Origin of the sequence: Rhizobium sp. M1, assembly GCF_002531805.1 — a bacterium.
Lineage (GTDB): Bacteria > Pseudomonadota > Alphaproteobacteria > Rhizobiales > Rhizobiaceae > Rhizobium > Rhizobium etli_C.
The window spans coordinates 190,803-217,652 of sequence record NZ_NWSW01000002.1 but is presented as its reverse complement, the minus strand read 5'-3'; the positions used below and the strand labels follow the sequence as shown (position 1 = coordinate 217,652).

Below are 26,850 nucleotides of genomic sequence, written 5' to 3'. Positions count from 1 at the left end.
GACATCCGTCTGCCGGGAGTGATCGATGCCAAAATCGGTGTTTCGGTTCCTGTCGCGGCAGCCGGATGCGGTCGAGCTGGAAAACGACAAGTACCTCTTACGCCTGCCGCGCTACCAGGATTTCAACCAGTGGCACCGGCTGCGGTCCGAAAGCCGCAAGTTCCTCGAACCCTGGGAGCCGACCTGGCGGCGCGACGAGCTGACGGAGGGCGCCTACCGCGCCCGCGTCATCCGCGGCAAGCAGGAATATGCCTCCGGCCAGGCGATCCCGCTGTTCATTTTCCTCAAGGAAAACCGCACCCTCGTCGGCGGCATCACCATCGGCTATATCCGGCGCGGTGCGGCACAAAGCTGCATGATCGGCTACTGGATGGGCGAACGCCATGCCGGCCAGGGACATATGTACGCCGCGCTTCAGCTGGTTATTCCTTATATCTTCACCGGGCTTGAGTTGCACCGTATTGAAGCAGCCTGTATTCCAGATAACGCGCGCAGCATACGTCTGCTTGAAAAGGCCGGGTTTCAGCGGGAAGGCTATCTGCGCGGATATTTGAAGATCAACGGTCAGTGGCACGACCATGTGATGTTTTCACGGCTCGCCACCGATACGGATAAAGGCAGGATAACCGACAGCCGATGACCAGAGACCGCATGCTGCCCAAGTCACCGTCCGGACGAGTGATCGCGGTGATCGCAGCCCTTTTCCTGGCGGCCTTCGCCCTGATGGCGGGCGTGGCCCACGCGGCCGAACCGGTGAAGATTTCCCGTGACGATACCGCACTCGATCTCACCGCAACGACCGAGATCTACGCCAACCAGGGTGAGGCCTTCCAGGTATCGACGGCCGCCGGTGCCGACGGCATCCGTCGGCGCATCGAGGTCCGGGCGAGCTCGGAGAATCACCAGGGCGACTGGGCGGTGTTCGCGCTTGCCAACGTCTCGGAGGAACAGCTGGAGCGCGTCATCGTCGCGCCGCATTTCCGCCTGGTCAATTCCAAGCTCTTCTGGCCGGATCTCGGCTCGCAGCGCATCATGGCGATCACGCCGAGCGAAGGTTTTGCGCTCGACCGGCAGCCGAGCGACGAGGCCGACGTCTTCCGCATCACGCTGAATCCCGGCGCCGTCATCACCTTCGTCGCCGAGCTGTCGACGCCGGAGCTGCCGCAGATCTATCTCTGGGAGCCGAACGCCTACAAGGATACGATCAACGCCTTCACGCTCTATCGCGGCATCGTGCTCGGCATTGCCGGCCTGCTCGCCGTGTTTCTCACCATCCTCTTCGTCGTCAAGGGCACCTCGATGCTGCCGGCGACGGCAGCGCTGGCCTGGGCGGTGCTCGGCTATATCTGCGTCGACTTCGGCTTTCTCGGCAAGCTGATCAGCGTCGCTTCGGCCGACCAGCGAATATGGCGGGCCTGCGCGGAAGTGGCGCTCGCCTCGAGTTTCGTCATCTTCCTCTTCACCTATTTGAACCTCAACCGCTGGCATGCGCATCTGGGCTACGCCACACTCGCCTGGGTGCTCGGTCTTGCCCTGCTCTTCGGCGTGGCGATCTACGATCCGTCGATTGCCGCCGGCATCGCCAGGCTGTCCTTCGCGCTGACGGCGGCGACAGGCCTGCTTTTGATCATCTATCTCGGCTTCAACCGCTACGACCGCGCCATCCTCCTGGTGCCGGCCTGGGCGCTGACGCTCGTCTGGCTGTTCGGGGCGTGGCTGACCGTCACCGGCCGGCTCGACAACGACATCATCCAGCCGGCACTCGGCGGCGGCCTGGTGTTGATCGTGCTCCTGATCGGCTTCACCGTCATGCAGCACGCCTTTGCCGGCGGCGCCTTCCAGCAGGGGCTGTTTTCCGATCTCGAGCGGCAATCGCTGGCGCTGACCGGCTCCGGCGACATGGTGTGGGACTGGGACGTGGCGCGCGACCGCGTCGTCACCATTCCCGACGTCTCGGTCAAGCTCGGCCTTTCCCCCGGCGCCATGCACGGGGCGGCGCGCAACTGGCTGCCGCGGCTGCATCCCGATGACCGCGACCGCTTCCGCGCCACGCTCGACGTGCTGCTCGAACACCGGCGCGGCCGGCTCAATCACGAGTTCCGCATCCGCGCCGAGGACGGGCACTTCCACTGGCTGCTGATCCGCGCCCGGCCGGTGCTCGGCTCCAATGGCGAGATCATCCGCTGCGTCGGCACGATCGTCGACGTCACCGAGCAGAAAAATTCCGTCGAGCGGCTGCTGCACGATGCGCTGCACGACAATCTCACCGGCCTGCCGAACCGGCAGGTCTTCCTCGACCGGCTGCAGGCGGTGCTGGCGCTGGCGCCGGGCGGCGACACGCTGCGCCCGACGGTGATGGTGATCGACATCGACCGCTACAAGCTGGTCAACGATGCGCTCGGCGTTGCGGCCGGCGACAACATCCTCATCGCGCTGACCCGGCGCCTGCGCCGGCTGATGAAGCCGCAGGACACGCTGGCGCGGCTGGCCGGCGATCAGTTCGGCCTCATTCTGGTGTCCGAGCACAATCCGGCCAAGGTCGCCGATTTTGCCGATGCGGTCAGCAAGGCGATCATGGTGCCGATCAACTTCTCCAATCGTGAGATCATCCTGACGGCCTCGATCGGGCTCGCCTCCTGGGTGGACCGGCAGGAGAGCGCCAGCGGCCTGCTCAGCGACGCCGAGCTTGCCATGTACCGGGCAAAACGGGCCGGCGGCAACCGCGTCGAACCGTTCCAGCCGGCCTTCCGCGACTTCGGCACCGACCGGCTGCAGCTCGAAACCGATCTGCGCCGCGCCATCGAACGCAAGGAATTGTCGATGGTCTACCAGCCGATCGCCCGGCTGGAGGATGTCGAGATCGCCGGCTTCGAAGCGCTGATGCGCTGGGAGCATCCGAAGCGCGGCAATATCCCGCCCTCTGAATTCATCCCGATCGCCGAGGCCTCCGATCTCATCGGCCCGCTCGGCATGTTCGCGCTGGAACAGGCGACCAACGATCTGATGAGCTGGCAGACCCAGACCGGCGAATTGCCGATCTTCGTGTCGATCAATCTGTCGAGCGTGCAGCTGCTCAACAACGAGCTCTATGACGACGTGCGTTCGGTTCTCGCCAAGACCCATTGCGCACCCTCGCGGCTCAAGCTGGAACTGACGGAATCCATGGTGATGGAAAATCCGGAACAGGCCCGCCTGGTGCTGCAGAAGCTGAAAGAAGCCGGCATTGGCCTGGCGCTCGACGATTTCGGCACCGGCTATTCGTCGCTTGCCTATCTCACCCGCTTCCCCTTCGACACGATCAAGCTCGACAAGGCACTGGTGCGCGACGGCAGCGACAAGAAGGCGACCGTGCTCCGCTCGGTCATAGCAATGGCGCGCGAGCTGGAGATGAAGGTGGTGGCCGAAGGCATCGAATCCAACGAGGATGCGATCGAGCTCGCCAAGATGGGCTGCAGCTATGGACAGAGCTATCTGTTCGGGCCGCCGATCCCGTCGGAATCGGTGCTGCGGCTGCTGCGCGACCGGTTTCCGCTGACGAAAAGGGCCTGAACGCAGGCGAACCGGGCTTAACCGGTTTTCCCGCCTGCGCGGCGCGCCTCTCACCCATGAATGGTGATTGACCAACGACCGGCGATGTGCGCCTCTTTCCTATCGCATAAGGACAATTCGATGCTCAAATTACTGCTCGCCCTTTCGGTCGGCGCCCTGTTCGTCTCACCGGTTCAGGCGACCGACCTCTATCCCGCCACCAAGGTCTGCGTGCCGGACAAGCCCCATTGCGAGCGATGGACGGCGGAGTTCAAGCGATCGCTGGCGCTGGCGCAGAAGGGCGATCACGTCGCCCAGCAGACCGTGGCCTTCTGCCTGTATTCCGGCTGCCACGGCGCCGTCGCCATCGACAGGGTCGCCTCCTGCAGCTGGTACCTCGTCATCGCCGATTCGGGTGCGGCGACGGTGCTCGACCGCTCCAATCTCCGAAACAGCTGCCAGCCGATGACGCCGGCGCAGAAGGACGAAGCCCGCGCCTTGTCCGGCGAGCTCGTCCGCAAGCTCTACAATCGCGCGCCTGTAGCAGGCGACCAGATATAAGCTCTCCGGTCATCCAGATCAGGCCGGCGATAAATCTGATTGCCCTCCCGGCGTTCGCCGCTATTCTGCCGGCAACGACAATCGGGAGGACACTGATGATCCTGCACTGCGTGTTTCTGCGGCTGAAGACCGCGCTGACGACCGACGACAAGCAGGCGCTGTTTGCCGCGATCGCCGCCCTCAAACATGTCATTCCCGGCATCGTCGATATCAAATACGGGCCGAATGTTTCTCCCGAGGGACTGCACGGCGGCTTCGTCGACGGCTTTGCCGTCACCTTCGAAAGCCCCGAAGCGCGCGATGCCTATCTCATCCATCCGGAACATGTGGCAGTCGGCGAGCGCATCGTCTCCTCGACCGACGGAGGCCTCGCCGGCATCCTGGTCTTCGACCTCAATATTTGAGGGCGGGCCGGATAGACCCGCCCTCAAATCTTCAGCTCGACTTCGCCATGGCGGCGGCGAGCTGGTCGACATTGTAGCGGAACATTTTCTCGTAGGTCGGCGCCGGTCCCTTGGCGTCGGAGAGCGATTCGACATAGAGCTCGCCGCCGGGTTCCGCGCCCGTTGCCTTGGCGACCTGCTTGACCAGGCGCGGATCGTTGGAATTTTCGAAGAAATAGGCCTTCACGTGCTCGCTCCTGATCTGTTCGATCAGCTTGGCGACATCGGCGGCCGAGGCTTCGCTCTCGGTGGAGAGACCGAGCGGCGCAAGGAAGCTCACCTTGTATTCGCGGCCGAAATAGCCGAAGGCGTCGTGGCTCGTCAGCACCTTGCGGCGGTCCTCGGCGATCGTATCGAATTTCGAATGGGCGTAGGCGTTCAGCTCATCCAGCTTCCGGGTATATTTCTCGGCATTGGCCTTGAAGGCGGCAGCGTCGGCGGGATCGGCTGATGACAGCGCCTTTTCGATATTGGCGACCCAGACCTTGACGTTGACAGGGCTGTTCCAGACATGCGGATCGGTGATGGTCTTGCCGTCCTCTTCCATGGTGCGGGTGCTGATGCCTTCGGAAACCGTCACCGGCTTGCCCTTGTAGCCCGAGGCGGTGATCAGCCGGTCCATCCAGCCTTCCAGCCCTTCGCCGCTGACGAAAGTCACTTCGGCCGCCTTCAAATTCTTCGCGTCGGCCGGCGACGGCTCGAATTCATGCGGGTCGCCGTTCGGCCCGACGAGGCTTGTGACATGAACATGGTCGCCACCGACCTGTTTCACGACATCGGCAAGCACGGTGAAGGACGCCACGACCTTCAGCGTTTCGGCCGAAGCGGGGGCGGCCGACAGCGCCATCAGCGCGGAAAGTGCGGCGGCGGAGAGAAGCAGTCTGCGCGAAATCATCGAAGTCTCCTTGAAATCAGCCCTTCAGATGCGGGCGGGGAAAGAAGCGCCGGGCGATGCCGGAGGGCGCGAAGAGGATTGAGAAGGCGTAGATCAGCGCTGCCGTCATGATGATCGTCGGGCCGGAGGCGAGCTCGAGATGGTAGGAGGCGATCAGGCCGAGATAGCCGGCGGCGGCCGCACTGGCGGTGGCAATCAGCATCATCACGGCCAAGCTGCGCGACCAGAGCTGGGCGATGGCCGCCGGCAGCATCATCAGGCCGACCGCCATCAGCGTGCCGAGCGCCTGGAAGCTGGCGACGAGGTTCAGCACCACGAGCAGCAGGAAGAGGACGTGATAGATCGGTCCGCGCCCGCCGACGGCTCTCAAGAAACCGGGGTCGAAGCATTCGGCCACGAGCGGCCGGTAGATGGCGGCGAGGATGAGAAGCGTCAGCGAGGTGATGGCGCCGATCTGATAAAGCGCCGGTGCGTCGATCGCCAAGATGGTGCCGAAGAGCACGTGCAAGAGATCGATATTCGAGCCGCGCAGCGAGACGATCAGCACGCCCAGCGCCAACGAAGCGAGATAGAAGCTCGCAAAGCTCGCATCCTCGCGCAGCACGGTCATGCGGCTGACGGCGCCGGACAGCAGCGCCACCGACAGGCCGGCGACCAGGCCGCCGAGGCCCATCGCCGTCAACGACAGCGAGCCGGCGACGAGATAACCGATCGCCGCCCCCGGCAGCACCGCATGGCTCATGGCGTCGCCCATCAGGCTCATGCGCCGCAGCATCAGGAAGACGCCGATCGGCCCCGAGCCGAGCCCGAGGCAGAGGCAGGCGACAAGGGCGCGGCGCATGAAACCGAAATTGGCAAAGGGCGCGAGGAAGAGATCGTAGGCCGTCATGCCGCCGGCGCCTCCTGCGGGGCGCAGGCGGCCGCATCCTCATCCCAGCGCTCGGCCATGGCGCGAGCCTTCATGAGATTGGCGGACGACATGACATCGGCGGTCGGGCCCCAGCCCACAAGCTCGCGGGCGAGCAGCAGGGTTTCGGGGAAATGCGTCCGAACGAGCTCGAAATCATGCAGCACGGCGATGACGGTGCGGCCCTCGCCGTGCCAGCGGGAAACGATATCGAGGAGGTCCCTGGTCGTGCGGGCATCGATTGCGGTGAACGGCTCGTCGAGCAGGATGACGTCGGCATCCTGCAAGAGCAGGCGGGCAAAGAGCACGCGCTGAAACTGGCCGGCCGAGAGCGAGCCGACATGGCGCCTGCCGAAACCCTCGAGGCCGACAGCGGCCAGCGCCTCGCCCGCCTTTTCGAGATCGGCGGGTGCCACGCGGCCGAAGGCTCCCCTGCTCTTCCAGGCGCCGAGCATGACGGTGTCGATGACCGAGATCGGGAAACGCCGATCGATCTCGGCCGCCTGCGGGAGATAGCCGAATTCCGCCCGCCCCAGCCGGTGCTCGACCCGGCCTTCGGCGGGACGAAGCTCGCCCATGATCGCCTTCAGCAGCGTCGATTTGCCCGCCCCATTCGGCCCAGCAATCGCCGTCAGGCTGCCCGGCGCAAAGGCGCCGGAGACATGATGGACGGCGGGGTGGCGATCATAGGCGACCGTGAGATCATCGAGACGGATCAACGGCGTCATGGCAGCAGAACCGCCCAGTGAATGGCCAGCCAGAGCGCGGCAATGCCCAGCGAGATGCCGATCACCCGGGATAAGGCCGATTGCCCCATAAGGCTGATGGAGGGGCGATCGGGGTTCGGGTGCATGGCTCATCCTGACAATGTAATAACATTACGGTTATGTTATAACGATTGCGGCGAGATTGAGGCGGAGCCTCTTGACGGGTTTGATATTGCGGGACGGCAAGGTGCGGCCATTTGACAGCCGGACGCTCAGAGCCGAATTTGGTTCATAATGCTGCGGCCGTGCCGCACGCGTGCATTCTGCCATACCGTGCTGTCTTGCTCCGCAAGCCACCCCACCCTCCGTCCTCCGGGCTTGACCCGAGGATCCACTCTGCCCTCGATCGGACTGGGCGTGGATCCCAGGCTCGGAGGCCTGGGATGACGGAGACTGGGGGTGCGTTTCTGGCAAACTCGCCGTCGGGCGTGTGCTCCACTTAGGATGCCGGTCGGGGTCAGCCTGAGCGCGATGGATCCTCAAGGGAGCGAACGAGGCACATCCGGCGGGCCTGCGTCAGCTCTCGAGCGCATCCAGATGGACATTGGAGAGTTGGAGCCAGGGTGGATTGTCGGCATACATTTCGCGGATAACCTGCTTTATCGATTCGATCCGACCGCCGGCTTCGTCACGCCGATAGCTCATGATGATGGGTGAGGTCGCCCTCTCGTCGGCAATCATGCGATAGCAGACATCGTCCGGCCGCTGGCGCTGCGAGGCCGCGGGGATGATGCAGAGGCCGGCGCCCGCAGCGACCATGCCCAGCGCCGTCTGGATTTCGCGAACCTCCTCGACATGTCCGGGATTGACGTTGATCTCGCCAAGCAGGTTCAGCGTCTCGTCCGCAAAGCTTGGCCGGGGCGTCGAGGGATAGATGATCAAGGATTCCCCCTCCAACTCGGAAAGCGCGATAGGCTCCTTGGCGATGGATTTGGCATGGTTCTTCGGAAAGGCGACGACAAGCCGCTCCTCTCGGAGCGTCAGCCGTTCGACTTCCCTGTCGTTGAAACGCACCCTACCGAAACCCAGATCGATGCGTCGCTCCTTGAGCGCAGTCACCTGTTCCGTCGACATCATTTCCCGGATCTCGATATCGAGGTCGGGCCAGCGCTGCCGCATGCGCCTGACGAGGTCCGGCATGCCTCCATAGAGGGTGGAGCCGACGCAGCCGATGACGAACCGTTCGCGCTGATCCTTTCCTATTCTCCGGGTCTGATCACGGATATGCTCGAGCCGGGCGATGATCTGCGAGGTCTGGTCGAAGAAGAACCGTCCCGCCTCCGTCAAGCTCAGCGGCCGCTTGGACCTGTCGATCAGGCTTACGCCGAGCTCCTCCTCCAGCTGTTGGATCTGCCGGCTGAGCGGCGGCTGGGCGATGTGGAGAATTTCCGCGGCGCGCGAGAAATTGCGCTCGGTGGCAACCGCCACGAAATAGCGGAGTTGGCGCAGCTCCATTCCTATTATACCTCCCAGGTATAGAGTTCGACCTATATAGTCTTGGACCTTACCCTAAACGAGGGCTAGCCTTCCTGCAAATAAAGGGAGGAAGTGCAGTGCACGCGGAAATTCGGATCGTTTCCATCGAGGCTACTATACTCGATCTGCCGACCATCCGGCCGCACACGCTCTCAATGGTCACCATGAACCGCCAGAGCATGACGATCGTGCGTGTTCGCTGCTCCGATGGGATCGAGGGCCTCGGTGAAGGCACGACCATCGGCGGTCTCGCCTACGGGCCGGAGAGCCCGGAAGGCATGAAACTCACCATCGACGAATATATCGCGCCGCTGCTTCTCGGCCGCGACCCGACGCGCGTACAGGCGACGATGGATCTCGTTCGGAAGGCGGTAAAGGGCAATCACTTTGCCAAATGCGCCGTTGAATCCGCGTTGCTGGATTGCCAGGCCCGCCGCCTCGGCGTGTCGATGTCGGAGCTGCTCGGCGGCCGGCGTCGCGAGAAACTGCCGGTTGCCTGGACGCTCGCATCCGGCGATACCGCAAAGGATATCGAAGAGGCGCAGGCGCTGCTCGACCGGCGCCGCCACAAGGACTTCAAGCTGAAGATCGGCGTCAAGTCGATCAAGGAGGATATCCGCCACGTGGCGGCCATCCGCAAGGCGCTGCCGGACATGGCCTCGGTTCGTGTGGACGTGAACATGGCCTGGCGGGAACGCGAGGCGCGCAATGCGATTGCGGCACTCACCGATGCGGGCTGCGTCTTGGTGGAGCAGCCGGTGTGCGGTGTGGCGCCGCTTGCCCGGCTGACGCGCGGGTCGCCGATCGCCATGATGGCCGATGAAGTGCTCGTCGGTCCCGAAAGCGCACTCGAAGCGGTGACGGCGCACGCAGCTGACGTGTTCTCGATCAAGATCGAGCAGGCAGGCGGCCTGTTCGCCGCCGCCAAGGTCGTCGCCATCGCCGAGACGGCCGGCATCGGCATCTATGGCGGCACCATGCTCGAAGGGCCGATCGGCACGATCGCTGCCGCGCAGTTGATGGCCGGCGTGAAGGATCTGCAATGGGGCACGGAGTTTTTCGGCCCGCTGCTGCTGACCGAAGAGATCCTCGCCACGCCTTTGGATTACAGCGATTTCGAACTGACCATTCCCAACGGACCGGGACTGGGGATCGAACTGGACGAGGATCGCATGGCGTTCTTTGTTCGGGGCAGAGTACGCAAGACGATCAGCATTGCCGGATAAGGGAGGCGATGATGCTTTTCCATGTAAGGATGGATGTGAAGATTCCCCATGATCTACCCTCGGCGGAGGCGGCGGAGATCATCGCGCGGGAAAAGGCCTATTCGCATGAGCTGCAGCGCAGCCGCAAATGGCGGCATATCTGGCGCATTGCCGGTGAATACGCGAACTACAGCATCTTCGACGTGAAGGACAATACGGAGCTGCACGAGATCCTGTCGGGGCTGCCGTTGTTCAAGTTCATGGACATCGAAGTGACGCCGCTGCTGCGGCATCCCTCGGCGATCCGCGAGGACGACACCTAGCGCCATGTTCGGCGCGGGACGGAAGCCGCATCGATTTTCTGAGCAATCCAAGAGGAGGAAAAAATGAGCGTGAAGATTTTCGGCAGGCCCGACATTCAGGACTTTCTGAGTGTCCTCAGCGGCCTCGACAAGGACGGCGGCAATCCGCGCGTCAAACTGATCGTCCATCGGATCATGTCCGACCTGTTCAAGGCGATCGACGATCTCGATATCACCCCCGACGAATATTGGAGCGGCATTGCCTGGCTCAATGAGATCGGCGCCGCCGGCCAGGCCGGCCTGATCTCGCCCGGTCTCGGTCTCGATCATTTCCTAGACGAACGCCTCGATGCGATCGATGAGGCGCTGGGCATCGAAAATCCGACGCCGCGCACGATCGAGGGTCCGCTCTATGTGGCCGGCGCACCGGTCTGTCACGGCTTTGCCCGTCTCGATGACGGCACCGACGCCAATGGTCACACACTGATCATGCACGGCACCGTCTATGGTTCTGACGGCAAGCCGCAGCCGGGTGCGACTGTCGAAGTCTGGCATTGCGACACCCGCGGGTTCTATTCGCATTTCGACCCGACCGGCAAGCAGGCGCCGTTCAACATGCGCCGCACGATCGTGACTGACGAACAGGGCTGTTACAAATTCCAGAGCATCGTGCCGCACGGCTATGGCGTGCCGCCGGGCAGCCCGACGGAACAGCTGCTTTCCGCCCTCGGGCGCCACGGCCAGCGGCCGGCGCATATCCATCTCTTCATCAGCGCCGACGGCCATCGCAAGCTGACGACCCAGATCAACATCGAAGGCGATCCGCTGGTCAACGACGATTTTGCCTATGCGACGCGAGACGGCCTGGTTCCGGCCCTGATCGAGCGCAGCGACGAGGCCAGCATCAAGGCCAATGGTTTGAGCGGCCCGTTCGCCGAGATCACGTTCGACATCCATCTGACCGCACTGGTGGACGGCATCGACAACCAGATCAACGAACAGCGCAAACGCGCCGCCGCGTAAACGGCAAGGAGGCCGAATAGCCGCCAGCCCGCATATCATCGTCATCATCGACACTGTTGCAAAGGTTGCGCCGGTTATTGCGCACTTTGCGGGAGAAAAACCATGTCTGCGATCATCGACAAAGCAAGAGACCTCGATCATCTGCTTGCCACTGCCGTGCAGGACGACAAGGAGGCCGGCCTGTTCCGTTGCCGCCGGGACATCTTCACCGACGAAGACCTCTTCGAGCTGGAGATAAAACATATCTTCGAAGGCAATTGGGTTTATCTGGCCCATGAGAGTCAGATTCCGGAAAACAACGATTATTACACGACCTATATCGGCCGTCAGCCGGTCGTCATCACTCGCGACAAAAACGGCGAGCTGCACGCGGTCATCAACGCCTGCGCCCACCGCGGCGCGATGCTGTGCCGCCGCAAGCACGGCAACAAGGGCAGCTTCACCTGCCCCTTCCACGGCTGGACCTTTTCCAACACCGGCAAGCTGCTCAAGGTCAAGGACGAGAAGACCACCCAGTATCCGCCTCAGTTCGCGCAGAACGGTTCGCACGACCTGAAGCGCGTTCCCCGGTTCGAGAATTATCGGGGCTTTCTGTTCGGCAGCCTGAATGATGAGGTCGCGACGCTCGCGGACTATCTCGGCGAGACGAAGGTCATCATCGACCAGATCGTCGACCAGGCGCCGGACGGGCTTGAAGTGCTGCGGGGCAATTCGTCCTACATCTACGACGGAAACTGGAAGCTGCAGATGGAAAACGGCTGCGACGGCTATCACGTCAGTTCCGTGCACTGGAACTACGCCGCAACAATGGGGCGGCGCAAGGAAGAGGGCACGAAGGCGGTCGACGCCAACAGCTGGAGCAAATCGATTGCCGGCGTCTATGGTTTCGAGAACGGCCACATACTGCTGTGGACCAACACGATGAACCCCGAAGTGCGTCCTATCTACGATCAGAAAGACGAGATCGCAGCCCGCGTCGGCGCCGAGAAGGCAAACTTTATCGTCAACCAGACCCGCAACCTCTGCCTCTACCCGAATGCGTTCCTGATGGACCAGTTCAGCACGCAGATCCGTGTGACCCGCCCGATCAGCGTCGACAAGACCGAAATCAATATCTTCTGCTTCGCGCCGAAGGGCGAAAGCGAGGCTGATCGCCGGCTCCGCATCCGCCAATACGAGGATTTCTTCAACGTGTCCGGCATGGGCACGGCCGACGACCTGGAAGAATTCCGCGCCTGCCAGTCCGGATATGCAGGCACCGCAGCGCTCTGGAACGACCTGTCGCGGGGCGCGCCGCTCTGGATCGACGGTCCTGACGAAAACGCGAAGCAGATGGGCATCGCACCGCTGCTGTCGGGCGAGCGCAGCGAGGACGAGGGCCTGTTCGTTCGCCAGCACGAATACTGGGCCAGGGTGATGCGCCAGGCACTGTCCGCCGAAAAGAACGGAGTTGTCCCATGAGCATTTCCCATGACGCCATCTGCGCGTTCCTTTATCGGGAAGCACGTCTCCTGGACGATCGCGAGTGGGACGAATGGCTGACCTGCTATGCACCCGACGTGACCTACTGGATGCCGGCCTGGGATGACGACGATCGGATTACCGAAGACCCTCAGTCGCAGATTTCGCTGATCTACTACCCGAACCGCGACGGCCTGGAAGACCGCGTGTTTCGGATCAAGACCGAGCGGTCAGGCGCGTCGACCCCCGAGCCTCGAACCAGCCACAACGTGACCAATGTCGAGGTACTGGCGGATCGGAGCGGGGAAGTGGACGTGCGCTACAACTTCCACACGCTGAACCACCGCTACAAGGTCACCGACCAGTTCTTCGGCACAATGTTCGTCACTCTGCGCAAGCACGGTGACAACCTTCTGATCGCAAAGAAGAAAATCGTGCTGAAGAACGATTACATCCGCCAGGTCATCGACGTCTACCACATCTGAAGGCCGGCGCGCGCAGCCGAGACTTTGAGGAGCAGTCATGTGCTACAAGATCGCATTGAATTTTGAAGACGGCGTAACCCGTTTCATCGGGTGCAAGAGCGGCGAGAAGGTTCTCGACGCGGCCTATCGCGCCAAGATCAACCTGCCGATGGACTGTTCCGACGGCGTCTGCGGCACCTGCAAGTGTCGCGCCGAGAGCGGCTCCTACGATCTCGGCGATGATTTTATCGATGACGCGCTTACCGCCGACGAGGCAGAGGCCGGGCTGGTGCTGACCTGCCAGATGAGGCCCTCATCCGACTGCGTCATAGCCGTGCCGACGACATCGACCGCCTGCAAGACGGGGCAACAGAAATTCACCGCCACGGTGGCGACTGTCGTGCCGCACAAGGATGCAGCGATCGTATTGGAACTGGATGTGGACGCAGAGGCCGCTCCCTCCTTCCTGCCCGGCCAGTATGTCAACATCGACGTGCCGGGCAGCGGCCGGAGCCGTTCCTATTCGTTCAGCACAGCGCCGGGCGAACAACGCATCGGCTTCCTGATCAAGAAAATCCCGGGTGGATTGATGAGCAGCTGGCTTGCCAAGGCCCAGCCCGGTGACAGGCTCAATCTGACCGGCCCCCTGGGCAGCTTTTATCTGCGCAGCGTCGAGCGGCCGCTTCTGTTTTTGGCCGGCGGCACCGGTCTTGCGCCGTTCCTCTCGATGCTCGAGGTTCTTGCCCGCGCAGGATCGGAACAGGAAATCCATCTGATCTACGGCGTGACGCGCGATCTCGATCTGGTTCTCGTCGACGAGATCGAGGCCTATGCCGCGCGCCTGCCCAACTTCAGCTTCACCACGGTGGTGGCCGAGGAGGCCTCGAGCCATCCGCGTAAGGGATGGGTTACGCAACATATGCCGGCCAAGCTGCTTCATGACGGCGATGTCGACGTCTATCTCTGCGGTCCCCCGCCGATGGTCGATGCGGTGCGCAAGCATTTCGACGACAACGGCGTGAAGCCCAACAGCTTCCAATACGAAAAATTCACGCCCAATGCGGCGGCGAAGGAGGCAGCATGAGCGCGCCGCGCGTCACCGGTCGGTTTGACGGCAAGGTGCTGGTCGTTACCGGCGCCGCGCAGGGCATCGGCCGTGCCGTGGCCGTCCGTGCCGCGAAAGAGGGCGGCAAGGTGCTGTTCGTCGACCGCGCCGATTTCGTGGCGGAGATCGCAGCCGAAGCCGGCACCGCCGAAACTGCCGCCTTCAATGCCGATCTGGAGACCTATGACGGCGCGGTTTCCGCGATGCGCTTCGCCGAGCAACGCTTCGGCGGCATCGATATCCTGATCAACAATGTCGGCGGCGCCATCCGCATGCGCCCCTTCGCGGAATTCGAAGCGCAGCAGATCGACGCGGAGATCCGCCGCTCGCTGATGCCGACGCTCTATTGCTGCCATGCCGTCCTGCCGCATCTCTTCGCGCGGGGCGGCGGCACCATCGTCAACATATCCTCGAATGCAACGCGCGGCATCCATCGCGTGCCTTATTCGGCGGCCAAGGGCGGCGTGAACGCCATCACCCAGTCGCTTGCCATGGAACTGGCTGAGCGCAACATCCGCGTCGTCGCCACCGCACCGGGCGGCACGGAAGCGCCGGCGCGTCGGATTCCGCGCAATGGCGCGGGCGATACGAATGCGGAGAAGGCCTGGATGGCCGAAGTCGTCGGCCAGGTGAAGCAATCCAGTCTCATGAAGCGGTACGGGACCATCGAGGAACAGGTAGCGCCGATCCTGTTCCTCGCCTCGGACGAAGCGTCCTACATCACCGGCAGCGTGCTGCCCGTGGCTGGGGGCGATACCGGCTGACATCTCAACACTGACTGCGTTAAAACTCAGGGAGGAGCCATGATGCGCACGATCGATGTGAATGAAGCGATAGACAACAATCCATTCGGAAGATTTCAGTGGTCGGTGGTGGCGCTCTGCGCGCTGCTGCTGATCGTCGACGGTTATGACGTCTTCGTCGCCGGCACCGTGCTGCCGACGCTGATTGCGGAATGGGGCCTGACCAAACCGCAGGCCGGCGCGCTGCAGGCCTGGGCGCTGTTCGGGATGATGTTCGGCGCCCTCGCTTTCGGCTCCCTGGCCGACAGGATCGGACGCAAGAAGGGCATTGCGATCAGCTTCGTGCTTTTCACCCTTTCCACCCTTCTGACCGGTTTTGCCAGTTCACCCGACCAGTTCAAAATCTTTCGCTTCGTCGCCGGTCTCGGCTGCGGCGGACTGATGCCCAATGCGGTGGCGCTGATGAACGAATATGCTCCTAAGCGGCTCCGCAGCACCATCGTCGCGCTGATGTTCTCCGGTTATTCCGTCGGCGGCATGGTTGCCGCAGGGCTCGGCATCGGCATGATCCCGCAATATGGCTGGCAGCCGATGTTCTTCGTCGCCGCCCTGCCGTTGCTGATGCTGCCGCTGGTGCTCTGGAAGCTGCCCGAATCCCTTGGCTTTCTGATCCGCCAGGGCCAGCAGGAGAAAGCCAGACGGATCTATGCGAAGATCGATCCGTTGGCGCGCCTCGGCAAAGACGACATGCTGGTCTTCACCGAAACCAAGGGCGCGTCCGCATCGGTCGCCGAACTGTTCCGCCACCAGCGCACGTTGCGCACGCTCATGCTCTGGGTGGCGTTCTTCTGCTGCCTGCTGCTTGTCTATCTGCTGTCGTCCTGGCTGCCGAAAGTGCTGCAGGAAGCCGGCTATGCCGAAAGAGCGAGCCTTGTCAGCCTCTTCTCACTCAACTTCGGCGGCATGGTCGGCGCCATCGCCGGCGGTTGGCTGGGCGACCGGTTCGGCCTTCCGAAGGTCGTCGTCGGCTTCTTCGTGGCGGCGGCCCTGTCGATCGCGCTGATTGGTTTCAATCTGCCTGCCGGGCTGCTGTTCCTGGCGATCTTCATCGCCGGCGCCACCACCATCGGCACGCAGATCCTGCTTTATGCGAGCGTCGCGCAGCTCTATAACCTCTCCGTCCGTTCGACGGGGCTGGGCTGGGCGTCCGGCGTGGGTCGTATCGGTGCCATCGTCGGCCCGACCCTCGGTGGCGTGCTTCTGGCACAACAGCTGCCGCTGCAGCAGAACTTCCTGATCTTCGCGATTCCCGCGGCGGTCTCGGCGCTCGCCATGCTGGTCTTCGCGATCAGCAACGCCCGCCGCGCCGGCGCCATCGTGCTGGCTGCCGCATAAGAGTGCGGAACGCATGCTTCCGCCGACGGCCATCCCGATGTGGCCGCCGGCGCCTTCGCGTCGCAACTGCGCCGACGCCTGGATAGGAGGTTCGGCCGGATCGTCGGGAAATTACCTCCAGACACTTCTAAAAACCGAAAGTCGTCAAGCCATGCCCTATCTCGATCTCGCCAGCCACCGCCTGCACTATCGCATCGACGGTGACAGGAGTGCGGCAGGCAAGCCGTGGCTCATGTTCTGCAATTCGCTCGGAACCGATCTGCACATGTGGGATGCACAGGCAGCCGCATTGTCACAGCACCACCGCGTGCTGCGTTATGACCGCCGCGGCCACGGTCACTCGTCGGCGCCGCCGCCGCCTTATGCGCTGTCAGACCTCGGCAAGGATGTCCTCGCGCTGCTCGATGCGCTGGAGATAGAGCAAACGCATTTCTGCGGCCTGTCCATCGGCGGCCTGACCGGGCAATGGCTGGGCATTCATGCCGGACAACGTCTGGGCAAGATCGTTGTGTGTGCGACGTCCGCCAGGATCGGCACCGCCGAAAGCTGGGTCGCGCGTATGGAGGCCGTGCGGGAAAACGGCCTTGGCGGGCTTACCGCGGCCACGGCAGAACGCTGGTTCACGCCGGCGTTCAACGCCGGCCAACCTGGCATCGTGCGCGACATTCTCGATCGTTTCACCGCGACAACGGTCCAGGGCTATATCGGCGGTTGCGCGGCTCTGGCAACCACGGATTTGCGGGAAGAAATCACGCGGATCACCAACCCCCTGCTTGCCGTCTCAGGAAAAGAAGATCCGGTATGTCCGCCGTCCGATTTGGAGAGCATCGCCGTTCGTGTGCGGCAGGGTCGTCATCTGTCATTGCCGGGGCGTCATATCGTCAATGTCGAGTCGGCATCGGTGTTCAATGCTGCGCTGAGCGAGTTTCTCGACGATTGACAACTCGGAAAGGCGGCCGACCGGCCGCCCCTTTTACTGTCAGCAATGAAAAACTCAAAGCAGTTCCAGCATCGCGGCAGCACCCGAGACGGTGGCCTGGCCGGGGCTTTCCTCGACGTTGAGGGCCTTCACGACGCCATCTTCGACCAGCATCGAATAGCGCTTGGAGCGCAGGCCGAGGCCGCCGGCGGAGAGGTCGGCTTCGAGGCCGACGGCCTTGGTGAAGCCGGCGTCCCAATCGGCGAGGAAATGGATCTTGCCGAGGCCGCCGGAGGATTGCGCCCAGGCGCCCATCACGTGCCAATCGTTGACGGCCAGAACGGCGATGTCGTCGACGCCCTTGGCGAGGATGGTGTCGCGGTTTTCGAGGTAACCCGGCAGGTGGTTCAGCGAGCAGGTGGGCGTAAAGGCGCCCGGCACGGCAAAGAGCACGACGCGCTTGCCGGCGAAGAGCTGATCGGTGGTGATTTCGACCGGGCCGTCGGCGGTCTTTTCCTTGAAAGTGGCGGCCGGAAGCTTGTCGCCAATCGCGATGGTCATAGGTTTTCTCCTCGGGCTTCTTGGGGTTCGGGCTGGCGGCGGGCGCCGCCGGGGATGGGGCGACTATAAGTGCCGGTCAGTCAAAGGCAAGCGTGGTCTCCATCGCCTTGTCGCCATCGATGACAAGCACGCTCCAGCGCTTGCCGGATAGGTCATAATCCTTCGGCAGCTTGCCGATTGCAATGTCGGTCTTGAAGGCTGCGCCATCGCGTTTGCCGCCGACCTGCTTGGTGAAAGCATAGCCGCTCGGGCCGGTGACGATGATATCGGGCGCGCCGCCGCTTCCCCCGCCGGGCAGGGTGAGCGTCAGCGACAGCGCCGTCCTGTCGGACGACATGGCGTACGCCGCGACCTTGAAATCGGCCGAAGGCGGCTTCGGCAAGGCGGCATCGGCGGCCGCGAGGATCCCCTTTTCCTCCGGCTGCGACTGCTTGGCCGGGCCGAGCTTCACCGCCAAATTCGCCTGGAAGGGGATGCAGATGTCCTTGCAGATGCCGATGAAGGCCGTCGCGTCGATCGCGACCGGGCCGTTGCCTGATGCCGTCAGCGACAATGGCAGCGTCACCGGTGCGTCATAGGCGATATCCTCGATCCCGCCCTTGAAAAAATGCTTGGGGACGGGATAGCCGATGGCATCGAGCGCCACGCCGCTTTCCGGGGCGATGGTGACGTGAGGCGGGATGCCGCTGTTGCCGGGCTCGCGCCAATAGGTGATCCAGCCGGGTTTCGGCTGGATCTGCAGGCCGGCGCGGATTTTGCCGCCGGCATCGGGCGCCAGCGCCACGAGGCGCATGCGGCCGCCCTCGGCCTCGGCCCAGGCGCTCATTTCCGCCTGCGCGGAACAAAACGGGGCGAGCGCTGCGGCGAGCGAAATGGCCGCCATGAAAAGCCGGCGCGGTGCCAAAGAAATAATCATCATGGAACAAAGGTTTACCGAAAGTCCCGTTTGGCCGCCAGAAGCGGACGGCCACATAATCTTCATTTTCAGTTGATTGATTGGTGACATTGGCCCATCCTTCTCTTGTCGGGGCCTTGGTGCGGTCTGGCAGCAGGAGGAACGATGTCCTTATCGACGCTGAAGAACAGACGGGAACGTGGCTTCTTCGATGGCCAATTCCTCATCGCCATGCCCGGCATGGAGGACCGCAATTTTGCGCGCACCGTGATTTACATCTGCGCGCATTCGGATGCCGGCGCCATGGGCTTCGTCATCAACCGGCCGCAGAGCCTGACCTTCACCGATGTGCTGCTGCATCTCGACATGATCAAGCAGGAAGAGCCGATCGTGCTGCCGCAGCGCGCCCGCGACTTCCCGATCCAGACCGGCGGCCCGGTGGAAAGCGGCCGCGGCTTCGTGCTGCATTCGGACGATTATTCCAGCGACTCCTCGATCCCCGTCAGCGACGATATCTGCCTGACGGCGACGCTCGACATCGTGCGCGCCATCTCCAAGGGCGTCGGGCCGAAGCGGGCGACGATGCTGCTCGGTTATTCCTCCTGGGGCGCCGGCCAGCTCGAAACCGAGGTCGCCAACAATGGCTGGCTCACCTGCCCGGCCAATGAAGAACTGATCTTCGACCGCAGCCTCGAGGACAAATACGAGCGGGCGCTCGCCGGCATGGGCGTGACCGCCGCCATGCTTTCGGCCGAGGCCGGACACGCCTAACATCTCGCGGCGGCGGGCTTGACGCGCGCTGGAACGAATAGCCGCAAGTGACGTTTCCTTCCGGCGCGGACGAGAGGTCCGACGCCGACCAAGGAGACATGACCTATGGGTAGCACCAGCGACAAGATTTCAGGCAAGGCCAACGAAATTGCCGGCAAGACGAAGCAGGCCGTCGGCAAGGCCACCGGCAATCGCGACATGCAGGCCAAGGGCGCCGTCCAGGAAGCCAAAGGCAAGGGACAGGTCGCAACCGGCAAGGTCAAGGACAAGCTCAAGGGCGCCGTCGACCGGCTCTGAACCACAAGCGCATCCTTGATGAACCATGCCTGCTGCGCTTCGCGCGGCGGGCATTTTTAATCCGCCGCCGCTTTGCTGAGATCAATACGATGAAGCTTTTTGCCTGCGACAATTGCGATCAGGTCGTCCATTTCGACAACCGCCACTGCGTGCGCTGCAATCATCGCCTCGGTTTCCTGCCCGGTGATCTCGCCATGCATGCGCTGGAGCCGCGCGACGAGATGGTCTGGCAGCTCGTTGCCGATCCCGAGCGGCAGGTGCGCTTCTGCGCCAATGCCGGCCTCGACATCTGCAACTGGCTGGTGGAGGGCGACGGCGACAGCGAGTTCTGCGCCGCCTGCCGCCACAACCGGCTGGTGCCGAACACCGATACCGAGGACGGCATCGGTCGCTGGCGGCGCATCGGCCAGGCGCAGCGCCATCTGTTCTATTCGCTGTTGCGCTGGAAGCTGCCGCATCCCGACCGGGCGCAAGATCCGCAAGGCGGGCTGGTCTTCGATTTCCTCGAGGATTCGCTGCAGGATAACGGCTATGTCGTGCCTGCTATGACCGGCCACGAGGAAGGCCTCATCACCATCCGCGCGGCGGAAGCCGACGATGCGACGCGCGAACAGGCGCGCAGCTCGATGAACGAGCCCTATCGCACGCTGCTTGGCCATTTCCGCCACGAGGCCGGCCATTTCATCTGGAACAAACTGGTGCGCGACCGCGACGGCCTTTCGGACTTCCGCGCTGTCTTCGGCGACGAACGGCAGGATTATGCGGCCGCCCTGCAAAATCACTATGCCGGCGGCGCGCCTCTGGGATGGCAAAACAATTTCATCAGCGCCTATGCGGCCTCCCACCCCTGGGAGGATTTCGCCGAATGCTTCGCCCATTACCTCCATATCGTCGACACGCTGGAGACGGCGCGCGCCTTCGGCATCGCCATCGATCCGCGCGGCCACGAAGAAATATCAGGCGAGGTGGATTTCATCCCTTACAGGGCAAAAAGCGCCGAGCAGCTGGTCAGCGCCTGGGTGCCCCTCAGCCTGGCGATCAACGCCATCCAGCGCAGCATGGGCCAACCAGACTCCTACCCCTTCGTGCTGTCTTCACCTGTCGTGGCCAAGCTCGAATATCTGCACCGGCTGATCCAGGGGGCGGCGGTGGCGAGGCAGTAGGTGGAGTGAGAGCGTACTTTTTTGATAAGCATCATTTCATGCCGTGGGCCTTTATGGGCTACCAAGGTCGCTGCTTGCTCCCTCTTCTCCCCCGCGGGGAGAAGGTGGCCCGAAGGGTCGGATGAGGCGGCCACACGGCACGCCATTCCTTGCCCTTCGCCTACGCTCAGCGCATTCGCGGCTCCGCCGCTCACCCCCTCATCTGCCTGCCGGCATCGACCGGGGCGAGCCACGGGTCTCGCCCGTCCTTCGGACCCCCGCTGGGGAGAAGGGGAACGTGGCATCGCCTCGTCCATCTTTGACCCGTCACAAGCCCGAGGGAGCGGGGGAGGATACAATCCTGCCCACTATCTGCCTCTTTAAAACGAAACCGCCTTGCCCTTCTTGAACGGCTCCATCCCCCGGCGCGCGAGTTCGTCCGCACGTTCGTTTTCCGGGTGGCCGGCGTGGCCCTTGACCCAGTGCAGCGTCACCTTGTGGCGGTTGCGCGCTTCCTCAAGCGCCTGCCAGAGTTCGGCGTTCTTCACCGGCTTCTTGTCCGATGTCTTCCAGCCGTTTTTCTTCCAGCCGAAAATCCATTTGGAGATGCCGTCCTTGACGTAGGCGCTGTCGGTATAGAGATCGACCTCGCAAGGGGTCTTCAGCGCCTGCAGGGCGGAGATCGCCGCCAGCAGTTCCATGCGGTTGTTGGTGGTATCCGCCTCGCCGCCGCAAAGCTCCTTTTCGACGTCGCCATAACGCAGCACGGCGCCCCAGCCGCCGGGGCCGGGATTGCCGGAGCATGCGCCGTCGGTGAAGATATCGACGTGTTTCATAGGCTCAATCCGTATTCGGCGGCCGAGCCGATCTGGCGGTGGAAGCGCAGCTTGCGCAGATATTCGAGCGGGTCCTTCTTGGTGACCATGGCGCCCTCGGGCGTCGTCAGCCAATCATAGAGCCGCGTCAGGAAGAAGCGCAGCGCCGATCCGCGCGACAGCACCGGCAAAGCCGCGACCTCTTCGCCGCTCAAGGGGCGCACGCTCTGGTAACCCTCGAGCATCGCCGTGCCCTTGGTGATGTTGTAGGCGCCGTCCTTTTCGAAGCACCAGGCATTCAGGCAGATCGAAACGTCATAGGCGAGCAGGTCGTTGCAGGCGAAGTAGAAGTCGATCAGGCCGGAGAGCTGATCACCGAGGAAGAAGACGTTGTCGGGAAAGAGGTCGGCGTGGATGACGCCGGCCGGCAGACCCTTCGGCCAGGCGGCGGCGAGGAAATCGAGTTCGCCGCGGATTTCATCCTGCAGACCGGGCTCGACCTCGTCGGCGCGCGCCTCGGACTTTTCCCAGAGCGTCCGCCAGCCGTCGAGCGACAGCGCGTTCGGGCGCTTCAGCTCGAAACCGGCACCCGCCACATGCATTTGGGCGAGCGCCCGGCCAACCTCGCGGCAGTGTTTCGCCTCCGGCTTTCGAAGCCACATGCCTTCGAGGAAGGAAATCAGCGCCGCCGGGCGGCCGGAGAGCGAGCCGAGCAGCGCGCCGTCGCGGCGCGGCAGCGGCAGCGGGCAGGAGAGGCCGCGGGCGGCAAGATGCTGCATCAGGCCGAGGAAGAACGGCAGGTCGCTCTTTTCCACGCGCTTCTCATAGAGCGTCAGGATCAGCGGTTCCTTGGAGGTGTGCAGCAGGAAATTCGAATTTTCCACACCTTCGGCGATGCCCTTGTAGGAGAGCAGGCTTCCCGCGTCATATTCGGTCAGGAACCATTTCAGATCGTCTTCGGCGATATCGGTATAGACTGCCAAGTGAGGTCTCGTCTTTGCTTATGGATGATGGATGGCCGGGGCCGCGATGACGGCCTAGAGCATGATGCCGAAAAGTGTCAGCGGTTTTCGGACGACATCATGCTCTAACTCTTTAATTTAGAACAGGATTCAGATTTTAGGCCGACCGGGCCTAAAATCATCCCGTTCTAGCCGTTGACGAAGGCCATGTCGGCCGCCGTCAGCTCGATGCTGCGCAATTCGCGGTTGACCAGGAAATTCTCGGTTTCCTGTACCGTTTCGGCCAGCTCGACGCGGGCGTCGAAGCGGGCGCGGAACGCCTCGATGATCTCGTTGACGATGACCTCGGGCGCGGAGGCGCCGGCGGAAAGGCCGAGCGTCGAGATCGCGCCGATCTCGTCCCAGTCGAGTTCGGCGGCGCGCTGCACGAGGATCGATTTCTTCGCCCCCGCCCGCAGCGCCACTTCGACCAAGCGCTTGGAATTGGAGGAATTCGGCGCCCCGACGATGATGAAGAGATCGCAGCCGGGGGCCGCCTGCTTCACCACTTCCTGGCGATTAGTCGTCGCATAGCAGATCGAATCGGCGGCCGGCGCGGTCAGGTTGGGAAAACGCTCGTGCAGGCGGGCGATGACGCCGGCGGTGTCGTCGACCGAGAGCGTCGTCTGGGTGACGTAGCCGAGGTTGTCCGGGTCGGCGGGCGCATAGGCGTCGGCATCCTCGATCGTCTCGATCAGCGAGACCGATCCCTCCGGCAGCTGGCCCATCGTGCCGATCACCTCGGGGTGGCCGGCATGGCCGATCAGGACGACATGGCGGCCGAGGCGATTGTGGCGCATCGCCTGCTTGTGGACCTTGGAGACCAGCGGACAGGTGGCGTCGAGATAGAAGAGATTGCGGTTTACCGCATCCTCCGGTACGGATTTCGGCACGCCATGGGCGGAGAAGACGACCGGCTGGGCGCGATGCTCGGCCGGGATCTCGTCCAGCTCCTCGACGAAGACGGCGCCCTTGGCCTCCAGCCCCTCGACGACATAACGATTGTGGACGATCTCGTGGCGCACATAGACCGGGGCGCCATAGGATTTCAGCGCCAGCACGACGATCTGGATGGCGCGGTCGACGCCGGCGCAGAAGCCGCGCGGCCCGCAGAGCCTGATCGTCAAGGGAGGTTTCGCCGCAATATTCATGTCTGTTCCGTTATGCATTCCTCATTCCTGTGCCCGTCACAGGAATCCAGCCACGGCGCGTCGGCGCCGTGAATGACCGTCAACATCCAAGTCCATCTTCCGCACCCAATGACTTGGGCGCACTGGATTCCTGTGACGAGCACAGGAATGAGGGAGAACTTGGCAACGTCCAGCTTCAACAGCGACGTCCCGCGTGCGGGGCAACCGACCTCTAGCCCAATATGGCCGAGAATTGAAGCGATACTATTGCCGAGGCGCCTTGCCGGGTTTGCGGAACCAGGAGATCGCCACGACGACGACGAGCACGGCGGCCAGGCCGTACCAGGTCAGGGCATATTGCAGATGGTCGTTCGGCAGATCGACCTGAGTGACGCCGCCGATCGGCAGGCCGGCCGGATTGGGGGTCGAATCGGCATCGACGAAAAAGGGGATGACGCGCCCCTTGTCCAGCCCGACGCTCTCGGCCATGACGTCGAGGTCCTTCCAGTAGAAGATGTTCTTGGCGACGTCATTGTCCGGCACCAGCGACGAGGGCTTGCCGGGAAGTTTTGCCCGCGCCAGGCCGGTGACGGCCTGCTGATCCGTCAGTTGGCCCTGCATGCGCATTTCTGGCTCCTTGTTCTCATAGGGAACGAAGCCGCGATTGACGAAGAGCACGCGCCCGTCGGCAAGCTCGAGCGGGGTGTAGACGTAAAAGCCGGTCTGGCCGCGCCAGGTGGCGAAGAAATGCCTCTCCTTGTTGTTGATATAGCGGCCGCTGGCGGTGACCTTGCGGTATTCGATATCGCCGCCGGATGCCGCCATCGCCTCGATGTCGGCCAGCGGCACCGGGGCGGCAGCCTGGCGCGTGGCGATATCGGCGAGCAGGCCCTCTTTCCAGTGGAGGCGCTCGACCTGCCAGGTGCCGAGCGAAATCAGGATGGCAAGCGCAATCAGCACCAGCATGCCTGTTATGACAGGCAGCCGGCGGCGCGCCATTACATGCTCTACTTCAGTCACTCAGGCGTCCCTCGCGGGCATTGTGGCGGTATTGCATGGCGATCAGGATGCCCTTGAACCAGCGCAGCGTCAGCAGCGACAGGATGATCGTCAGCGGCCCGAACAGCAGGATATGCACCCAGATCGGCGGGCCGTAATTCACCTGCAGCCAGAGCACCATGCCGATGATGATAAAGCCGACGATAAGGATGACGAAGACAGCGGGACCGTCGCCGGAATCGGCGAAGGAATAATCGAGACCGCAGGAAGCGCAACGCGGCTTTACCCCGAGCAGGCCATCAAACAGCTTGCCCTGGCCGCAACGCGGGCAGCAGCCCTTGATGCCCGTTTTAACAGGGTCGACAGGGGGAAAATGCGCGCTGTCCTCGTTCATGCCATTCCTTCTGACAATTCCATGCTGCCTTAACTCTCCCATAAAGTATTCGCATCCCGAATGGAAATGCCTGCGCGGTTTCGCCTCACTGATTCGCGCCAAACAGAAGAAGAAGACTGATGACCAATGACAGCCATGCCGGACAGATCATTATCCTGAACGGCGCTCCGCGCAGCGGCAAATCCAGCATTGCCCGGGCAATCCAGGAGGAATTCGAGGGGCCGTGGATCAACCTCGGCGTCGATGCCTACAATGCCATGACGCCGAAGCGCTACCTGCCCGGCATCGGGCTCAGACCCGGCGGCGAACGGCCGGAGCTGGAAGAGCTGATCCCGTTCCTCTATGCCGCCCTTTACGAATCGATCGCCATCCATGCCGGCCTGGGCCTCAATGTGGTCGCCGATCTCGGCCATCACGACAGCTATTCGCGCCCGCTCGGCATACTTGCCGACTGCGCCCGGCGTCTCGATGGATTTTCCGTGCTGTTCGTCGGCGTGCGCTGTCCGATCGAGACGATCATGCAGCGGCGCGAGCTTGAACAAGAAGGGCGCGGGACGCTGTATCTCCGCGCCAGCGAAGAGGTGCCGATCCCCGATCCGGTGCAGCGATGGCAGGACGAAGTGCACCGGCCCGGCATCTACGACATGGAAGTCGATACGTCGGTGCTGACCGCTCTCGAATGCGCCGAAGCAATCCGCCAACGCCTCGATCTCGGCATATCTGAGCCTTCGGCTTTCGAGCGGATCGCCGGCGGGCGTTGATGGCGTTAGAACGTCAGCAGGTGAAAGAGGCGTTGGCGATCAAGGTCGCATTGCCTCCCGCAGCAATTCAATGGTCTGCGTGACGGATCGCCCTTCAACCTGGGGCGGCTCCGCCCGCTCGCAAAACTCGCGCCAGACGAACAGCGTCAGTTCCGCGCCATCCGTCGGAGTTTCCCCCGGTCCGTCCGCAAAATTCTGCAGCACGCGATACCGGCTGTCTTTCCAGAACAGTTCTTCCACCCAATCGTAGATCGGGATCACATGAAAATGGATGGGGTAGCCGGGAGAGTGCCCATATCGGCCGATATAAATGCGTTGCGCTCCCAGTTTCCGCTTCAGTACGTCCTGAGCTTTCGCCAGCAAGGGACCAAGCTCGTTCAATGCGGCTTCGGACAAATCGGAAAGATCGTTGGTGTCCAGCTTGGAGCTGATGATGAGATAACCGGGAAGAGCGGAATTCATCCGGTGGTTCACCAGCCATCCCTCGGTTTCGACAATGTGAAAGCGCTCAGGAATCTCCAAATTGCCTACTCCTCTATGAATTCAGGAATTTTGCGGACGGAGCACCCTTGATCACTCCCGGGTCAGGCAAATACTTATCGATGACAAAGCACGGGATGAGTGTTCGGCTCTTGCGAATCGTATGCCCCACCCTCCGTCGTGCTCGGGCTTGACCCGAGCATCCATTCACGCGTTTCGTCTTGTATCAAGCGATCGCGGGGACGAGCCCCTCATCCGCCTGCCGGCACCTTCTCCCCGTGAACGGGGCGAAGGAGGTCTGCCGCAACCTCTCCGTCCCCCCGCTGACCTCCCGCAAGGCACGTCCCCTCGCCCCGTTTACGGGGAGGGGGTTAGGGTGAGGGGCAGCTTTCGGCGCTAATCGAACAGCC

The 26,850-nt window shown here is 62.9% G+C and carries 30 protein-coding genes; 17 read left to right on the top strand and 13 right to left on the bottom strand.

What is annotated here, in order from left to right:
• Positions 1–25: 25 nt before the first annotated feature.
• The 4 genes from CO655_RS03180 (at position 26) to CO655_RS03165 (ending at position 4,493) form a co-directional block, all read left to right on the top strand.
• Positions 26–640, top strand: coding sequence for a GNAT family protein (locus CO655_RS03180; RefSeq protein WP_097663748.1), 615 nt, complete (start codon positions 26–28; stop codon positions 638–640).
• Entirely contained in the window at positions 637–3,549 is a 2,913-nt protein-coding gene (locus tag CO655_RS03175; protein ID WP_097663747.1) for a sensor domain-containing phosphodiesterase, read from the top strand. The genes CO655_RS03180 and CO655_RS03175 overlap by 4 nt, the downstream gene beginning before the upstream one ends.
• 120 nt (positions 3,550–3,669) lie before the next feature.
• A complete protein-coding gene (locus CO655_RS03170; RefSeq protein ID WP_097608836.1) occupies positions 3,670–4,089 on the top strand; it encodes a hypothetical protein in 420 nt (139 codons plus the stop codon).
• Between the two features lie 95 nt (positions 4,090–4,184).
• Positions 4,185–4,493, top strand: coding sequence for a Dabb family protein (locus tag CO655_RS03165; RefSeq protein ID WP_097663746.1), 309 nt, complete (start codon positions 4,185–4,187; stop codon positions 4,491–4,493).
• A gap of 31 nt (positions 4,494–4,524) precedes the next feature.
• On the opposite strand, the gene CO655_RS03160 is transcribed toward CO655_RS03165, so the two are convergent.
• From CO655_RS03160 to CO655_RS03145, 5 genes are all read right to left on the bottom strand, one after another.
• Positions 4,525–5,427: a zinc ABC transporter substrate-binding protein gene (locus CO655_RS03160; protein ID WP_097663745.1), complete on the bottom strand. Its 903-nt coding sequence runs from the start codon at positions 5,425–5,427 to the stop codon at positions 4,525–4,527.
• Between the two features lie 16 nt (positions 5,428–5,443).
• Positions 5,444–6,316 carry a metal ABC transporter permease gene (locus CO655_RS03155; RefSeq protein WP_097663744.1) on the bottom strand — a complete coding sequence of 291 codons (873 nt, stop codon included), beginning with the start codon at positions 6,314–6,316 and terminating at the stop codon, positions 5,444–5,446.
• Entirely contained in the window at positions 6,313–7,062 is a 750-nt protein-coding gene (locus tag CO655_RS03150) for a metal ABC transporter ATP-binding protein (protein WP_097663743.1), read from the bottom strand. The genes CO655_RS03155 and CO655_RS03150 overlap by 4 nt, the downstream gene beginning before the upstream one ends.
• Entirely contained in the window at positions 7,059–7,187 is a 129-nt protein-coding gene (locus tag CO655_RS34660; protein ID WP_280953061.1) for a hypothetical protein, read from the bottom strand. Before CO655_RS34660 ends, CO655_RS03150 begins: the two co-directional genes overlap by 4 nt.
• 430 nt (positions 7,188–7,617) lie before the next feature.
• Positions 7,618–8,556: a LysR family transcriptional regulator gene (locus CO655_RS03145; protein ID WP_010032541.1), complete on the bottom strand. Its 939-nt coding sequence runs from the start codon at positions 8,554–8,556 to the stop codon at positions 7,618–7,620.
• Between the two features lie 98 nt (positions 8,557–8,654).
• On the opposite strand from CO655_RS03145, the gene CO655_RS03140 reads away from it, so the two are divergent.
• From CO655_RS03140 to pcaD, 9 genes are all read left to right on the top strand, one after another.
• Positions 8,655–9,803 carry a muconate/chloromuconate family cycloisomerase gene (locus CO655_RS03140; protein WP_097663742.1) on the top strand — a complete coding sequence of 383 codons (1,149 nt, stop codon included), beginning with the start codon at positions 8,655–8,657 and terminating at the stop codon, positions 9,801–9,803.
• Positions 9,804–9,814: 11 nt separating this feature from the next.
• Positions 9,815–10,105 (top strand): muconolactone Delta-isomerase, encoded by a 291-nt coding sequence (gene catC / locus CO655_RS03135; protein WP_097608864.1) that lies wholly within the window; start codon positions 9,815–9,817, stop codon positions 10,103–10,105.
• 63 nt (positions 10,106–10,168) lie between these two features.
• Entirely contained in the window at positions 10,169–11,107 is a 939-nt protein-coding gene (gene catA, locus CO655_RS03130; RefSeq protein ID WP_077990939.1) for a catechol 1,2-dioxygenase, read from the top strand.
• Positions 11,108–11,209: 102 nt separating this feature from the next.
• On the top strand, positions 11,210–12,568 hold the full coding sequence (locus CO655_RS03125; protein WP_097663741.1) for a Rieske 2Fe-2S domain-containing protein: 1,359 nt from the start codon (positions 11,210–11,212) through the stop codon (positions 12,566–12,568).
• Positions 12,565–13,053, top strand: a complete 489-nt coding sequence (benB, locus tag CO655_RS03120) for a benzoate 1,2-dioxygenase small subunit (RefSeq protein WP_009997079.1) — start codon at positions 12,565–12,567, stop codon at positions 13,051–13,053. The genes CO655_RS03125 and benB overlap by 4 nt, the downstream gene beginning before the upstream one ends.
• Positions 13,054–13,090: 37 nt before the next feature.
• Positions 13,091–14,116 carry a benzoate 1,2-dioxygenase electron transfer component BenC gene (benC, locus tag CO655_RS03115; RefSeq protein ID WP_097608843.1) on the top strand — a complete coding sequence of 342 codons (1,026 nt, stop codon included), beginning with the start codon at positions 13,091–13,093 and terminating at the stop codon, positions 14,114–14,116.
• Positions 14,113–14,901: a benzoate diol dehydrogenase BenD gene (gene benD, locus CO655_RS03110; RefSeq protein ID WP_097608844.1), complete on the top strand. Its 789-nt coding sequence runs from the start codon at positions 14,113–14,115 to the stop codon at positions 14,899–14,901. Before benC ends, benD begins: the two co-directional genes overlap by 4 nt.
• Before the next feature lie 39 nt (positions 14,902–14,940).
• Positions 14,941–16,275, top strand: coding sequence for an MFS transporter (locus CO655_RS03105; protein WP_097608845.1), 1,335 nt, complete (start codon positions 14,941–14,943; stop codon positions 16,273–16,275).
• A 151-nt stretch (positions 16,276–16,426) separates the two neighbouring features.
• The gene (gene pcaD, locus CO655_RS03100) at positions 16,427–17,215 is read left to right on the top strand and encodes a 3-oxoadipate enol-lactonase (RefSeq protein WP_097663740.1); all 789 of its coding nucleotides are present in this window, start codon (positions 16,427–16,429) and stop codon (positions 17,213–17,215) included.
• A 54-nt stretch (positions 17,216–17,269) separates the two neighbouring features.
• On the opposite strand, the gene CO655_RS03095 is transcribed toward pcaD, so the two are convergent.
• Both CO655_RS03095 and CO655_RS03090 read right to left on the bottom strand, forming a co-directional pair.
• The gene (locus CO655_RS03095; protein WP_096772253.1) at positions 17,270–17,755 is read right to left on the bottom strand and encodes a peroxiredoxin; all 486 of its coding nucleotides are present in this window, start codon (positions 17,753–17,755) and stop codon (positions 17,270–17,272) included.
• 76 nt (positions 17,756–17,831) lie between these two features.
• Entirely contained in the window at positions 17,832–18,674 is an 843-nt protein-coding gene (locus CO655_RS03090) for a protein-disulfide reductase DsbD domain-containing protein (RefSeq protein ID WP_176539204.1), read from the bottom strand.
• A gap of 141 nt (positions 18,675–18,815) precedes the next feature.
• Between CO655_RS03090 and CO655_RS03085 the strand changes: the two genes are divergently transcribed.
• From CO655_RS03085 to CO655_RS03075, 3 genes are all read left to right on the top strand, one after another.
• Positions 18,816–19,421, top strand: coding sequence for a YqgE/AlgH family protein (locus tag CO655_RS03085; protein ID WP_097608848.1), 606 nt, complete (start codon positions 18,816–18,818; stop codon positions 19,419–19,421).
• 105 nt (positions 19,422–19,526) lie between these two features.
• Positions 19,527–19,718, top strand: coding sequence for a CsbD family protein (locus CO655_RS03080; RefSeq protein ID WP_010032200.1), 192 nt, complete (start codon positions 19,527–19,529; stop codon positions 19,716–19,718).
• 89 nt (positions 19,719–19,807) lie between these two features.
• The gene (locus tag CO655_RS03075; RefSeq protein WP_097608849.1) at positions 19,808–20,881 is read left to right on the top strand and encodes a putative zinc-binding metallopeptidase; all 1,074 of its coding nucleotides are present in this window, start codon (positions 19,808–19,810) and stop codon (positions 20,879–20,881) included.
• Positions 20,882–21,240: 359 nt separating this feature from the next.
• On the opposite strand, the gene rnhA is transcribed toward CO655_RS03075, so the two are convergent.
• The 5 genes from rnhA to CO655_RS03045 form a co-directional block, all read right to left on the bottom strand.
• On the bottom strand, positions 21,241–21,696 hold the full coding sequence (gene rnhA / locus CO655_RS03070; RefSeq protein ID WP_010032196.1) for a ribonuclease HI: 456 nt from the start codon (positions 21,694–21,696) through the stop codon (positions 21,241–21,243).
• A complete protein-coding gene (locus CO655_RS03065) occupies positions 21,693–22,658 on the bottom strand; it encodes a homoserine kinase (protein WP_097663738.1) in 966 nt (321 codons plus the stop codon). The genes rnhA and CO655_RS03065 overlap by 4 nt, the downstream gene beginning before the upstream one ends.
• A gap of 167 nt (positions 22,659–22,825) precedes the next feature.
• On the bottom strand, positions 22,826–23,827 hold the full coding sequence (ispH, locus tag CO655_RS03060; protein ID WP_010032185.1) for a 4-hydroxy-3-methylbut-2-enyl diphosphate reductase: 1,002 nt from the start codon (positions 23,825–23,827) through the stop codon (positions 22,826–22,828).
• Positions 23,828–24,070: 243 nt separating this feature from the next.
• Positions 24,071–24,826, bottom strand: a complete 756-nt coding sequence (locus CO655_RS03050) for an SURF1 family protein (RefSeq protein WP_097663736.1) — start codon at positions 24,824–24,826, stop codon at positions 24,071–24,073.
• Positions 24,819–25,199, bottom strand: a complete 381-nt coding sequence (locus CO655_RS03045; protein ID WP_010029252.1) for a DUF983 domain-containing protein — start codon at positions 25,197–25,199, stop codon at positions 24,819–24,821. Before CO655_RS03045 ends, CO655_RS03050 begins: the two co-directional genes overlap by 8 nt.
• Before the next feature lie 119 nt (positions 25,200–25,318).
• On the opposite strand from CO655_RS03045, the gene CO655_RS03040 reads away from it, so the two are divergent.
• On the top strand, positions 25,319–25,960 hold the full coding sequence (locus CO655_RS03040; RefSeq protein WP_097663735.1) for a chloramphenicol phosphotransferase: 642 nt from the start codon (positions 25,319–25,321) through the stop codon (positions 25,958–25,960).
• 39 nt (positions 25,961–25,999) lie between these two features.
• Here CO655_RS03040 and CO655_RS03035 read toward each other — a convergent pair whose 3' ends face one another.
• On the bottom strand, positions 26,000–26,482 hold the full coding sequence (locus CO655_RS03035; protein ID WP_097663734.1) for an HIT family protein: 483 nt from the start codon (positions 26,480–26,482) through the stop codon (positions 26,000–26,002).
• Between the last annotated feature and the right edge of the window lie 368 nt (positions 26,483–26,850).